We start from the raw sequence: 13,818 nt of genomic DNA, 5'->3' as shown, positions 1-13,818 counted from the left end.
TCGGCCTCAATTCGAAAAGGCGGCGATGCCTGTAATGGCACGGCCGAGAATGAGGGCGTGGATGTCGTGCGTGCCCTCATAAGTGTTGACCACTTCGAGGTTGACCAGATGGCGGGCGATGCCGAATTCGTCGGAAATGCCGTTGCCGCCAAGCATGTCGCGAGCGGCGCGGGCGATATCCAGCGCCTTGCCGCAGCTGTTGCGCTTGACGATCGACGTCAGTTCGACGGGCGGGTGACCGTCTTCCTTCATGCGGCCGAGACGCAGGCAACCCTGCAGGCCGAGCGTGATCTCGGTCACCATGTCGGCGAGTTTCTTCTGGATCAGCTGGTTGGCCGCAAGAGGGCGGTCGAACTGCTTGCGGTCGAGCACATATTGCCGGGCCTTGGCATAGCAATCCTCGGCCGCGCCGAGGGCGCCCCAGGCGATGCCGAAGCGCGCCGAGTTGAGGCAAGTGAAGGGACCCTTGAGGCCGGAAACGTTCGGCAGCAGGTTTTCCTCCGGCACGAAGACATTCTCCATGACGACTTCGCCCGTGATCGAGGCGCGCAGGCCGACCTTGCCGTGGATGGCGGGAGCAGACAGTCCCTTCCAGCCCTTTTCGAGAATGAAGCCGCGGATGAGGCCATCCTCGGTCTTTGCCCAGACGACGAAGACATCGGCGATCGGCGCGTTCGAAATCCAGGTCTTGGTGCCGGTGAGGCTGTAGCCGCCATCGACCTTCTTTGCCCGCGACGCCATCGAGCCGGGGTCAGAACCGTGGTTCGGCTCGGTGAGGCCGAAGCAGCCGATCCATTCGCCCGTCGCAAGTTTCGGCAGATATTTCTGCTTCTGCGCCTCGGAGCCGAAAGTGTCGATCGGCACCATGACGAGGGAGGACTGCACGCTCATCATCGAGCGATAGCCGCTGTCGACACGCTCCACTTCGCGAGCGATCAGGCCGTAGGCGACATAGCCGAGGCCGGCGCCGCCATATTCCGGCGCAATCGTCGGGCCGAGCAGGCCGAGTTCGCCCATTTCACGGAAGATCGTCGGATCGGTCTTTTCGTTGCGGAAGGCTTCGAGCACGCGGGGGCTGAGCTTCTCCTGCGCATAGGAATGCGCAGTGTCCAGCACCATGCGTTCGTCGTCGCTCAGCTGCTCGGTAAGCCGGAACGGATCGGCCCAGTCGAAAATCTCGCGGCTCATGCTCTCAATCTCCCATCAGTTTGTCTTCAAAAGTTCGCGCGCGACTATGAGTTTTTGAACCTCCGTCGCACCTTCATAGATGCGAAGCGCGCGGATCTCCCGATAGAGTTTTTCCGTTATCTCGCCCGACCTTACGCCACGTCCGCCGAAGAGCTGAACGGCGCGGTCGATGACGCTCTGCGCGGTTTCGGTCGCCGTCATCTTGGCCATGGCCGCCTCGCGGGTCGTCGGCAAGCGCTGCACGTCGCGACGCCAGGCCGCCCGGTAGGTGAGCAATGCCGCCGCGTCGATGCCGGTCGCCATATCGCCGAGGGCGGCCTGCGTCAACTGAAGGTCACCGAGCGTTGCACCGAACATGGGGCGGGCGCGAACATGGGCAAGCGATTCATCGAGCGCCCGGCGTGCAAAGCCGAGGCCTGCAGCGGCGACCGAGGCGCGGAAGATATCGAGCGTGCGCATGGCGATCTTGAAGCCTTCGCCCGGCGCACCGAGACGGCGCGAAGCGGGGATGCGGCAATTCTCGAAGCGGATCGTCGCCAGTGGATGCGGCGCAATCACTTCGATGCGTTCGGCGATCGAGAAGCCGGGATCATCGGCAAAGACGACGAAGGCCGAGATGCCGCGGGTTCCTGGCGCTTCGCCGGTGCGGGCAAAGACGGTGTAGACATCTGCGATGCCACCATTGGAAATCCAGGTCTTCTCGCCATCGAGAACGTAATGATCGCCATCGAGGCGGGCGGCGCAGCTCATGGCCGCGACATCGGAGCCGGCGTCTTTTTCCGAGAGGGCGAAAGCGGCCAGCCAGTCACCGGCGCGTACTTTCGGTAGCACGGCGGCCCGCAATTCTGGCGAACCGGACAAGCCGATCGCGCCGGTGCCGAGGCCTTGCATGGCAAAGGCGAAGTCGGCAAGCCCGTCATACCAAGCGAGCGTTTCGCGGGCGAGGCAAACGAGGCGGGAATCGATCAATGGCTCGTCATGCGACGAACCCGTTGCTGCTACAAGAAGCCCGGCATCGCCAAGCGACTTGACCAGCTTGCGGCACGCAGCATCGACATCGGCATGGTCGATGGAGGCCATGGCTGCGGACTTGCCAAAGGCGTCGACCTCGGCGGCAAAATGGTGATGGCGTTCCTCGAAGAATGGCCAATCCAGATGGTCCCGCGTCGGACCGGGGAGGCTGCTTGCCGTCGACATTGCCTAGTCTCCCTGGAATTCCGGTTTGCGCTTGGCGGCGAAAGCCTCGAAGGCGCGGCGGAAGTCCTGCGTTGCCATGCAAACGGCCTGGGCCTGCGCTTCGGATTCGATCATCTCGTCGATACCCATCGCCCATTCCTGGTTCAGCATGGTCTTGGTCATGCCATGCGCGAACCAGGGGCCATCGGCGAGCGAACGGGCGAGCTTGACCGCTTCCTGCTCGAGGTCGGTGCTGGCGTGCAGGGTGTTGTAGAAGCCCCAGGCATGACCTTCGCTTGCCGTCATCGAGCGGCCAGTAAAGAGAAGTTCGGCGGCGCGGCCCTGACCGATGATGCGGGGCAGGATGCCGCATGCGCCCATATCTGCACCCGCAAGACCGACACGGGTGAAGAGAAAGGCGGTTTTGGCTTCGGGCGTCGCGAGCCGGAGATCGGAGGCCATGGCGAGGATAGCACGGCGCCGGCGCAGATGCCGTCGACCGCTGATATGATCGGCTGCGGGCATTTACGCATCGCCTTGACGAGATCGCCGGTCATGCGCGTGAAGGCCAGAAGCTCGGGCATGGCCATGCGGGTGAGCGGTTCGATGATCTCGAACACATCCCCACCAGAGGAGAAGTTGCCGCCGGCGCCGTCAGCACGATGGCGCGGATATCCGACGCATAGGCGAGATCGCGGAAGAGATCACGCAGCTCGGCATAGCTGTCGAAGGTCAGCGGATTCTTACGTTCGGGGCGGTTCAGGCGGATGGTGGCGACACGGCCATCCTCGCTGACCTCCCAGAGGAAGTGCTCAGGCTTCAGATCCTTGAAGGGTTTCAGATGTCCCTTCATCGTCATGTCCCGATCGCTCATCCCTTTAAATCTCCCCACCGGCAACCGCGATTGCCTGTCCATTGATCGATGCCGCCGCCGGCGATGCCAGCCAGAGAACGGTATCGGCGACTTCTTCCGGCGTGACGAGCCGTCCCTGCGGATTGGATTTCGTGAGTTCGCCGAGTGCCTGTTCGGCCGTGCGCCCGGTCTTGGCGACAATGGTCTCGATCGACCGCTGGACGATCGGCGTATCGGTGAAGCCGGGGCAGACGGCATTGACTGTCATGCCGGTCTTGGCGAATTCCAGCGCCAGCGAGCGGGTGAGGCCGACGACGCCGTGCTTGGCGGCGACATAGGCGGAAACGTAGCCATAGCCTTTCAGGCCGGCGGTCGAGGCGATATTTATGATGCGCGCGCCGGCGCCATGCGCCTTCAGATCGGGCAGCACGGCCTGCGTCACCAGGAAGACGCCGGTCAGATCGACCGAGAGGACATGGTTCCACGTCTCCAGGCTGGTCTTCTCGAAAGCTGCGCTCGGGGCTTCGCCGGCATTGTTGACGAGGATGTCGACGGCGCCGAATTTTTCGCGCGCCCTGGTCAGGCCATGGGCGATAGCCTCGGGACTTGTGACGTCAAACCCATCGAGCACGAATGCCTGCGCACCGATTTCGGCTGCGATCGCTTCCAGAGGCTCCTTACGGCGGCCGGCCAGGGTGACGCGCGCGCCGTCTGCTGCAAGCGCTCTTGCGATCGCCGCACCGATGCCGCTGCCGGCGCCGGTGATGAGGGCGTGACGGTCGCCAAGTTTGCCCGAAGTCGTCATCCGATCCTCACTTCGCCGGCGCGGTGGTGGCCGCGCGCGCAAGGTTGGTTTCATATTGCGTCTTACCGGAGAGATACTGCTTCGGCCAGGGGATCGATGTCAGGCCGATCTTGGCGGCTTCGTGCAGCGGCCAGGCGGGATCGGCCAGATGTGGGCGGGCGACAGCGCAGAGATCGGCACGGCCGGCGGCAATGATCGAATTGGCGTGATCGGCTTCCGAAATCGCACCGACGGCAATGGTGGGAATGCCGATCTCGTTGCGGATCTTGTCGGAGAAAGGCGTCTGGAACAGGCGGCCGTAAACCGGCTTTTCCTCTTTCGATACCTGACCGGACGAGCAATCGATCAGATCGGCGCCGGCCTCCTTGAACATGCGCGCGAAGATGGCAGCATCTTCCGGCGTGTTGCCGCCATCGGTCCAGTCATGGCACGACAGGCGGATGGAGATTGGCTTGTCTGCCGGCCAGATCGCGCGCATCGCCCTGAAGATTTCGAGGGGATAGCGGGCGCGGTTTTGGTGGCTGCCGCCATACTCGTCGTCGCGCAGGTTGGTGATCGGCGACAGGAAGCTCGACAGCAGATAGCCGTGGGCGCAATGCAGTTCCAGCCAGTCGGCGCCGGTCTCGATCGCCAGCTCGGTCGAGCGGATGAAATCGGCCTTGACGCGCTCCATATCGGCGCGGTCCATGGCCTTCGGCACCTGGCTATTCCTAAGGTAGGGGATTGCGGACGCCGAAATCAGCGGCCATTCACCTTCCGCCAGCGGCTGGTCGATCCCTTCCCAAGCAAGCTTCGTTGCACCCTTGCGTCCGGCATGGCCGATCTGGATGCCGACCTTGGCGGCGCTGCTGGTATGGACGAAATCGACAAGTCGCTTCCATTGCCTGGCTTGCTCTTCGTTCCAGAGGCCGAGGCAACCGGGGGTGATGCGGGCATCCGGGGTGACGCAGGTCATCTCCGCGAAGATCAGCCCAGCACCACCAAGGGCGCGCGAGCCGAGATGAACGATATGGAAATCGTTCATGACGCCGTCTTCAGCCGAATACATCGCCATCGGCGAGACGACGATGCGGTTGATGAGCTGGACATCGCGCAGGCGATAGGGCGTGAACATTGGCGGCAGGCAACGGTCATTGCTAACGGCAAGCCCGGATTTGTCCGCGAACCAGCGCTCGAAACCTTCGAGCCAGTCCTTGTCGCGGAGCCTCAGATTTTCGTGGCTGATGCGCTGCGAGCGGGTGAGCATCGAGTACATGAATTGCGGCGGCTCGAGCGTGTCGGCATAACGGCGTCCAACGACCTCGAACCATTCCATCGCGTTGCGGGCGGCATTCTGGATGCGGGCGACATCGACGCGGCGGATTTCCTCATAGGTTTCGAGAACGGCCGGTATCTTGTCCTTCTCGTGCCCGTGGATCTGGAACTGCCGGGTGAGCTCGATGGCGTCGTCGATGGCGAGCTTGGTGCCCGAACCGATGGCGAAATGGGCGGTGTGGGCGGCGTCGCCCATCAGCACGACATGGGAATTGCCGTTGAAATGGCTCCATTTGCCGCAGATCAGCCGGTTGAAATTCAGCCAGGCGGAGCCGCGGATATGGCGCGCATTGGTCATCAGCGATGCGCCGTCGAGCACTTCGGAAAACAGGTTTTCGCAGAAGGCGATGGAGCCATCCTGATCCATCTTGTCGAGGCCGTGGGCGAGGTAGGCTTCCTCGGTGGTCTCAACGATGAAGGTCGAAGTCTTGTCGTCGAACTTGTAGATATGCGACTGGAACCAGCCGTGCTCGGTCCGCCGGAAATCGAAGGTAAAGGCGTCGAACAGCTTGTCGGTTCCAAGCCAGATATAGCGGTTCGGCCGGGTGATCATATCCGGCTGGAAGACCTCCGGATAATGATTGCGGATGCGGGAATTGAGGCCATCCGAACCGATGACGAGATCGGCGTCGGGATAGTCGAGATCGGAATTGACGTCGGTCTCGAAGATCAGTTCGACATCGAGGGCCTCGCAGCGCTTCTGCAGGATATTCAGCAGTTTCTTGCGGCCGATGCCGACGAAACCATGGCCTGACGTGCGCTGACGCGTGCCCTTGAACAGGACTTCGATATCATCCCAATGATTGAACGCGTCTTCGATCTCGGCGGCGCTCTCGGGATCCCATTGGCGCATCGATATCATGGTGGCATCGGAGAAAACGACGCCCCAGCCGAAGGTGTCATAGGGGCGGTTGCGTTCGACGACGCGGATGGAATGTTCGGGATGCAGCTTCTTCATCAGAAGTGCGAAGTAGAGGCCAGCCGGGCCGCCGCCGATACAGACGATGCGCATCGCTTATCCCTCCTCTTGCGGTCGAAGGCCGCGTCGAAATCATTTAAGTTTAAAATATCTCGTCGTGGCCATTCGTCAAGGCTTGTCTTGCCGGAATCTGCGGTCCGCCGAGGGCCACAATAGCTGAAAATTCTCAAATTGCCTTTTTAAATCAAGGCGAAGTCAAAAATATTTTAGGCTTAAAATTTCTTGCTTGAACATTTCGATCTTCGGTGCGATCTTTTTTGTCATGAGACACGGGCTGCAGGGGAAAGCGGCCGTCGTGGTGAGTTGATCGAGAAGAATGCGGGAGCAAGGCAATGCTGGGACCGACCGGTCACACCGATACATTCACACGAGACAATCTGCCGCCCTTCGGCGAGTGGCCCGAGCTGCTGATGGATGGTTTCGACTATCCGGAATGGCTGAATGCCGGCTTCGAGCTTAGCGACCGAATGGTCGAGAAGGGCTTCGGCGATCATGTGGCGTTGATCGGCAATGGCCGCCGCCGCACTTATAAGGAGTTGGCGGACTGGACGAACCGCATTGCCCATGCGCTGGTCGAAAACTTTGGCGTGAAGCCCGGCAACCGCGTCCTCATCCGCTCCGGCAATAATCCGGCGATGATTGCATGCTGGCTCGCCGTGACGAAGGTTGGCGCCGTCGCCGTCAATACCATGCCGATGCTGCGGGCGGGGGAGCTTTCGAAGGTCATCGACAAGGCGGAAATCTCGCTTGCGCTTTGCGATACCAGGCTTTTGGAGGAGTTGGTCGCTGCTGCCAAGGACAGCCGCTTCCTGAAACAGGTGATCGGCTTTGACGGCACCGCCAATCACGATGCCGAACTCGACCGCATCGCCCTCAACAAGCCGGTTCGTTTCGAAGCGGTGAAAACCGGGCGCGACGATGTGGCTCTGCTTGGTTTCACGTCGGGATCGACGGGTGTGCCTAAGGCCACGATGCATTTTCATCGCGATATCCTGATCATCGCCGATGCCTATGCCAAGGAAGTGCTGCAGGTCACGCCTGACGACGTCTTCATCGGCTCGCCACCGATCGCCTTCACCTTCGGCCTTGGCGGTCTGGTCGTCTTCCCGTTGCGCTTTGGGGCGTCGACGGCCCTGCTCGAAAATGCCTCGCCGAAGAACATGGTGGAGATCATTCAGGAATATGGCGCGACGATCAGCTTTACCGCGCCAACAGCCTATCGCGCCATGCTGGCGGCGATGGAGGAGGGGGCTGATCTTTCGTCCCTGCGTATCGCGGTTTCCGCCGGCGAGACGCTGCCCGGCCCGATCTTCGAGGAATGGACGCGCAAGACCGGCAAGCCGATCCTCGACGGCATCGGTTCGACCGAGCTGTTGCATATCTTCATTTCCAACAGGCTTGACGATGCCAGGCCGAACTGCACCGGCAGGCCGCTGACCGGCTATGAGGCGCGCGTCGTCGATGACGAGATGAACGAGGTGCCGCGCGGCACGATCGGCAAGCTGGTGGTGCGGGGGCCGATCGGCTGCCGCTATCTCGCCGACCACAGGCAGGCGGACTATGTCCGCGATGGCTGGAACCTGACGGGCGACAGCTTCATCGAGGACGAGGAAGGTTACTTCCATTTCGCCGCCCGTTCCGACGACATCATCCTTTCCGCCGGCTACAATATTGCCGGGCCTGAGGTGGAAGCAGCGCTTCTATCGCATGCCGATGTGCTCGAATGCGCCGTCATCGGCAAGCCGGACGAGGATCGGGGCCATATCGTTCAGGCGCATGTCGTGCTGGTGGCTGGCGTTACCGGATCGGATCTGCTGGTCAAGACATTGCAGGAGCACGTCAAGGCTGTCATTGCGCCCTATAAATATCCCCGGTCGATCATCTTCGTCGAGGCTCTGCCGAAGACGGAATCGGGCAAGATACAACGCTTCCGCCTGAAGTAACCGAAGAGCCTTCTCAGGCTGCGTCTTCCTGTTCCGCATCGCGGCCGAGCCAGCTCGGATCGATTTCCGGCAGCGGAATGGCGTCGAGCAGCATGCGCGTATAGGCGGAGGCGGGCGCCGCGAAGACGCGTTCGCAATCGCCTTCCTCTTCCACGCGGCCGTGGCGCATGACATAGACGCGGTCGCAGATGGCACGGATGACCGAGAGGTCGTGGCTGATGAAGGCCATGGACAGGCCGAGGTCTCGTGACAATTCCTTCAGCAGATTGAGCACCTGTGCCTGGGTCGATACGTCGAGGCCGGAGACGATCTCGTCGGCAAGCACGAAGTCCGGCTCCAGCAGGGCGGCGCGGGCAATGCCGATGCGCTGGCGCTGACCGCCGGAGAGCTCGTGCGGATTGCGATCGAGGCATGCTTGCGGCAGCGTCACGCGCTCGAGGATGGCGGCGACGCGGCGTTCAGCGTCGCTGCGATCCGAAGCAAGCCCATGCAGGAGCAGCGGCTCCACAAGGATGCGGCGGATCGTATGGCGCGGATTGAGCGAGGCCATCGGGTCCTGAAAGATCATCTGCATGCGCCGGCGCAGCGGCCGCATCTCGCTTTCAGGCAATCGCGTGATGTCCTTGCCGTCGAAATGGATGGAGCCGGAGGAGACGTCGACCAGTCGCAGCAGGGCGCGGCCGAGCGTCGTTTTGCCCGAGCCGCTTTCGCCGACGATGCCGACGGTCTCGCCGCGGCGGATATCGATGTCGACGCCGTGCAGCACCTTGATGCCATGGCCCGGTGGTCCGAAAAGATGCCGCTTGGCGCCATAGGTGACCTCGATGCCCCTAGCCGACAAGAGATTATCGGTACCGCTCATCGGCCGCCCTCCGGAATGCCGATCTCGCGGCGCAATTGTTCGAAGACGGTTTGTGGCACCGGCGTCAGCCCGGCATCCGGCCGATCGTAGCGAGGCCCGGCCGATAGCAGCGATTTGGTGTAGATGTGCTGCGGGCGCGCAAGCACATCGCCGGTGCTGCCCTGTTCGATGACCTTGCCGGCGTAGAGCAGGGTAACGCTGTCGCAGATCTGGGCGACGACGCCGAGATCGTGCGTAACGAAGATGACGGCGGTACCGTGTGCCTCCTGCAGGCCACGGATCAGCCGCAGGATCTGCTTTTGCACGGTGACATCGAGCGCCGTGGTTGGTTCGTCGGCGACGACCAGTTTCGGCTCCAGCGCGAAGGCGGTGGCAATCAGGATTCGTTGGCGCATGCCGCCGGACAATTCATGGGGATAGGCGCGCAGCACGCGTTCGGGATCGCGGATGTGTACTTCTTCGAGCAACTTTAGTGCACGCTGCCGGGCATCGCGCGACGACACGCCCCGCTTCAGCCGCAGACCGTCTGTCAGCTGCGCCTCGATGCGGCGGCCGGGATTGAGCGCTGTTTGCGGGTCCTGTGGGATCAGCGAGATGTCGCTTCCCATGATGTCGCGCAATTCCCTAGCGGAGAGAGCGAGAAGGTTGCGGTTCTCAAAGAGGATGGAGCCGCCGGTGATGCGGACGCCGCGCGGCAGGATGCCGAGCAAGGCCTTGGCGATGGTCGATTTGCCGGCGCCGCTTTCGCCGACGAGGCCGCGTACCTCGCCGCGCTCCAGCGTGACGAAGACATCGCGCAGGATCGGCGCGCCGCCGTCGCGGTCGGATACGGCGCTGAGGCCTGTTATGGAGAGAAGCGTAGATGTCATCGGCGCATCACCGGATCGAGGGCGCGGCGCAGGCCGTCGCCGAGCTGGTTGAAGGCAAGCACGGTGGCGAAGAGGGCGATCAGCGGCACGAGCAGCACCCACCATCCCTCATAGATGATCTGCCGCCCCTCGGCGATCATGCCGCCCCAGGTCGGCGTGTCTGACGCGACGGAGAGGCCGACGAAGGACAGGATGGCTTCGACGATGACGGCAATGCCCATTTCCAGGCTGACGAGCGCGATCAGGACCGGCATGACATTGGGCAGGATTTCGCTGAAGAGGATCCTTGCCCGCGAAAAGCCGATCGTATGGGCGGCGGTCACATAATCCATATGCGCCTGCGCCTGGGTTTCGGAGCGCACGACGCGACAGAAGCGGGTCCAGTCGATGATGACGATGGCTGATATGACCGAGTGCACGCCGGAGCCGAAGACGGCGACCAGCAGGATCGACAGCAGCACCGGCGGGAAGGCCATCCAGATATCGACAAGCCGTGAGATCACCTTGTCGATCCAGCCACCGTACCAGCCGGCCAGAAGGCCAAGTAGCGTGCCGATGAATGCCGCAAGCCCGGCTGCGACGAAGGCGACGGTCAAAGCGATGCGCGTGCCAAAGATGACGCGGGAGAGCACGTCACGGCCGAGATCGTCCGTTCCGAGCAGGAAGCCTGAATCGGAGCCCTCGACCCAGGCCGGCGGTAGGGTGCCGGACATCAGGTCTTGTTCCAGCGGATCTTTCGGCGCGATGTAAGGCGCGAAGATAGCGAGAATGATCAGAATCAGGATGAAGCCGCCGCCGAAAATCACTTTCGGCTCGGAGAGCAATGCCCGAATGCGTTTCGCCGCCCTCGATGGTGTTTTTGGCATGGCGGGCGAGATGATGTCAGCCATGGGCGAGTCTCGGGTTAAAGGCTGCGACCAGCAGGTCGACGGCCAGATTGACGAGGATGAAGAGGGCGCCGAAGATCAGCACCAGTCCCTGGATCAGCGGCAGGTCGCGATTGATGACCGCATCGATCGCCATGTTGCCGATGCCGGGATAGGCGAAAATGCGCTCAACGATGACGGTGCCGCCGATCAGGAAGGTGAATTGCACGCCGGTCAAGGCGATGGTCGGGCCGACGGCGTTGCGCAGCGCTTCCTGCAGCACCAGCCGCAGATCGGACATGCCCTTCAGCTTGGCGAGCAGGATATAGTCCTGCACCATGGCTTCCGAGAGTGCCGCCTTCAGCACGCGGGCGATGATGGCTGCGAGCGGCAGGCCGAGCGCCAGCACTGGCATGACCATATGGGCGCAGATATCGGCAAAGATTGCGCAGCGGAACGTCAGCAGGCTTTCGAGGAGATAGAACGGGGTGGCGAACTGCACGTCTGTGCTTGGGTCGATCCGGCCCGAGAGCGGGAAGAGTGGAAACAGCACGCCGAGGACGAGCACCAACGCCAGCGCCCAGACGAAGTCCGGGACGGCAAGGAAGAGGCCGTTGAGGCTGTCGATGATAGGTTCGAAGATCGTGCGGCGGGCAAGCGTGCCGATGATGGCGATGGCGCCGCCGAGAAGCACCGCGAGTACGAGGGCTGCAAAGGCCAGTTCCAGCGTCGCCGGGAGGCGTTCTCCCAAGAGCGACAGCACGTTGCGCTTCAGCGAGATCGAGGTGCCGAAATCACCCACCAGTACCGATTTCAGCCAGATTGCGAACTGGGTGGTCAGGCTTGCATCGAGGCCGTAATGCGCGCGGAGTGCGGCGATATCGGCGGGGCTTGCGCCGGGCGAGATCATCATGGCGATCGGATCGCCGGGCACGACGCGCAGCAGCACGAAGACGATCAGCGCCACGCCGAAGAGCGTGACGGCGGCCATGATCAGACGATTGAGAATGGAGACTGCTATCATTCGTTATGAATTCCAATCGCACGGCTAGTGGCAAATGGAGAGTACAGGCCCCTCATCCGGCCTATCGGCCACCTTCTCCCCGTCTTGACGGGGAGAAGGGGACAGAAGCACTTACAGCCTCCCTTCCCGTCGCCTTCTTAGGCGAGGGCACAGAGGTCGTTCCCTCTCCCCGCAAGCGGGGAGAGGGCTAGGGTGAGGGGCAAGGCCACACAGTCAAAGCTAGAGGTATCAACCCTTCGACACCAGCGTCGGCTGCAGCGCGCCGGATACGTTCGGCGTCACTTTCAGGCTCGATTTATAGACGATCGGCTGAACATATTGCAGCAGCGGGATCACATAGCCTTGTTCGGCGATGTATTTGATCGCAGCCTTCCAGCCGGCAATGCGCTTGGCCTCGTCTTTTTCCACCCAGAGCGGACCGAGCATGTCGTCGACATCCTTGGTCTTCCAGGCGGAATGGGGCGAGGGGCCGAACATGGCGAAGCCCGTCGAGGTTGTCGGGTCGCCGATGGCGTTGCCCCAATTGTAGAAGGCGGCGGGGCCGAGCTGGTGGGCGGCGCGCAGCTCGTAATGCTTGGCGATTTCGTAGACTTCGATTTCAGCCTCGATGCCGACCTTGCGCCACATGCCGACGATCGCCTGGATCATCTCATAGTCCTTCGGCTTGAAGCCGCGGGTGGTCTTGATGCCGAACTTGACCGGCTTTGCCGGCGAATAGCCGCTGGCGGCAAGCAGCTTCTTGGCCTGTTCCGGATCATAGGGGATTTTGACTGACGCGTCGTAGGCTTCGTACTCAGGCGCTTCCAGCGTCGAAAGGGGTTTGCCGTAGCCGCGAAGAAGCCGTTTGATGATCGCTTCCTTGTCGATCGCCATATTGGCGGCGAGGCGGACGTTCTTGTCGAGCATCGGATCGACATTGCTGATGAAGATCATGCCGATATCGGAGATCGGCGTGGCAACGCCTGCAAGGCCGGACTTCTTTTTCAGCCGGTCAAAATCCTCATAGGGGATTTCCAGGGTCACGTCCGACGAGCCGGATTCGATCTCGGCCACACGGCTTGTCGTGTCGGGCACGAACTTGAAAATGACCGTGTCGAAGGCCGGCTTGCCGCCGAAATAATTCGGGTTCGCTTTCAGGCGCAGATAGGAATTGCCCTCATAGGCGTCGACCATATAGGGGCCGGTGCCGACAGGCTTCTTCTCAAAACCTTCTGCGACCACCTTGGTATAATAGTCCTTCGGCAGGACATAGCCGGTGAGGAAGGCCATCCATTTGAAGAAGGTCGGCTCGAAGCGCACGACATCGCCGGTGATGCGGTTGCCTTCCACCTTGTAATTATTGGCGGTCGACCAGATGAACTGGATCGGGTTGCCGGTCTCCTGCTTGGCGGCGCGTTCCAGCGACCAGACGACGTCGTCGGGCGTGAATTTCGAACCATCATGCCAGGTCACGCCTTCGCGGACGTCCATCCAGACCTTGGTCTTGTCGTCGTTCCAGCCCCAGGCGGTCAGAAGGCCCGGCTGGAATTTCAGGTCCGGCCCCTGGCCAATGAACTGATCGAAGACCGAGCGATAGATCGCCTGGATCGACGGATTGACCGCCGACGGTCCCGTGGTCGGGTCGAAGGAAGGCAGGTTGACGTTGAAGGCGATGGTCAGCGTGCCGGCTTCGGCAGCTTCCACATGCGTCCTGCCCGCCAGAATCCCAGTCAAGAATGCAGCTGCGCCGAGGCTCAGGGCCTCGCGCCGAGTAAGCTTAGTCATGGTCACTCCGTTCCCCTGTTAAGCGGCAGAAAAGCATGACGCTCCGCCTGCCGCTGGCGATTTATTATCGGAATGTTTTAATCCTAAAATAAGTATTTCGGAGCGGCAAGCGCTTTCTCGGGACCTTCGGCAAAATCGCGATCTTCGTTTCCCAGCGTGTCCTGCAATGCGCATA

10 protein-coding genes and 1 pseudogene are annotated in these 13,818 nt (G+C 61.8%); 1 reads left to right on the top strand and 10 read right to left on the bottom strand.

The annotated features are described in order from the left end of the window. Positions 1–6 precede the first annotated feature (6 nt). The 5 genes and pseudogenes from BSK43_RS09895 to BSK43_RS09875 form a co-directional block, all read right to left on the bottom strand. Positions 7–1,188: an acyl-CoA dehydrogenase gene (locus BSK43_RS09895; protein WP_077469569.1), complete on the bottom strand. Its 1,182-nt coding sequence runs from the start codon at positions 1,186–1,188 to the stop codon at positions 7–9. A gap of 15 nt (positions 1,189–1,203) precedes the next feature. Then, entirely contained in the window at positions 1,204–2,385 is a 1,182-nt protein-coding gene (locus BSK43_RS09890; RefSeq protein WP_077469570.1) for an acyl-CoA dehydrogenase family protein, read from the bottom strand. A 3-nt stretch (positions 2,386–2,388) separates the two neighbouring features. Then, positions 2,389–3,238: pseudogene (locus BSK43_RS09885) on the bottom strand (enoyl-CoA hydratase family protein). 4 nt (positions 3,239–3,242) lie between these two features. Further along, entirely contained in the window at positions 3,243–4,022 is a 780-nt protein-coding gene (locus tag BSK43_RS09880) for an SDR family NAD(P)-dependent oxidoreductase (protein ID WP_077469572.1), read from the bottom strand. Between the two features lie 7 nt (positions 4,023–4,029). Further along, complete coding sequence (locus BSK43_RS09875; protein ID WP_077469573.1) at positions 4,030–6,348, bottom strand: bifunctional salicylyl-CoA 5-hydroxylase/oxidoreductase; 2,319 nt, start codon at positions 6,346–6,348, stop codon at positions 4,030–4,032. Between the two features lie 299 nt (positions 6,349–6,647). Between BSK43_RS09875 and BSK43_RS09870 the strand changes: the two genes are divergently transcribed. Next, positions 6,648–8,258, top strand: a complete 1,611-nt coding sequence (locus BSK43_RS09870) for an AMP-binding protein (RefSeq protein WP_077469574.1) — start codon at positions 6,648–6,650, stop codon at positions 8,256–8,258. Between the two features lie 13 nt (positions 8,259–8,271). Here the strand turns inward: BSK43_RS09870 and BSK43_RS09865 are convergent, their stop codons facing one another. The 5 genes from BSK43_RS09865 to BSK43_RS09845 form a co-directional block, all read right to left on the bottom strand. Further along, positions 8,272–9,120 carry an ATP-binding cassette domain-containing protein gene (locus tag BSK43_RS09865; RefSeq protein ID WP_077469575.1) on the bottom strand — a complete coding sequence of 283 codons (849 nt, stop codon included), beginning with the start codon at positions 9,118–9,120 and terminating at the stop codon, positions 8,272–8,274. After that, positions 9,117–9,989, bottom strand: a complete 873-nt coding sequence (locus BSK43_RS09860) for an ABC transporter ATP-binding protein (RefSeq protein WP_077469576.1) — start codon at positions 9,987–9,989, stop codon at positions 9,117–9,119. The genes BSK43_RS09865 and BSK43_RS09860 overlap by 4 nt, the downstream gene beginning before the upstream one ends. Continuing rightward, positions 9,986–10,879: an ABC transporter permease gene (locus BSK43_RS09855; RefSeq protein ID WP_077469577.1), complete on the bottom strand. Its 894-nt coding sequence runs from the start codon at positions 10,877–10,879 to the stop codon at positions 9,986–9,988. The genes BSK43_RS09860 and BSK43_RS09855 overlap by 4 nt, the downstream gene beginning before the upstream one ends. Then, positions 10,872–11,879, bottom strand: a complete 1,008-nt coding sequence (locus BSK43_RS09850; protein ID WP_077469578.1) for an ABC transporter permease — start codon at positions 11,877–11,879, stop codon at positions 10,872–10,874. The genes BSK43_RS09855 and BSK43_RS09850 overlap by 8 nt, the downstream gene beginning before the upstream one ends. A 228-nt stretch (positions 11,880–12,107) precedes the next feature. After that, complete coding sequence (locus BSK43_RS09845) at positions 12,108–13,643, bottom strand: ABC transporter substrate-binding protein (protein WP_077469579.1); 1,536 nt, start codon at positions 13,641–13,643, stop codon at positions 12,108–12,110. Positions 13,644–13,818 lie beyond the last annotated feature (175 nt).

Origin of the sequence: Rhizobium sp. P44RR-XXIV, from assembly GCF_001999485.2 — a bacterium.
In the GTDB taxonomy this organism is placed as follows: domain Bacteria; phylum Pseudomonadota; class Alphaproteobacteria; order Rhizobiales; family Rhizobiaceae; genus Rhizobium.
The sequence above is the reverse complement of the archived record's forward strand: the minus strand, read 5'-3'. Positions and strand labels throughout refer to the sequence as shown.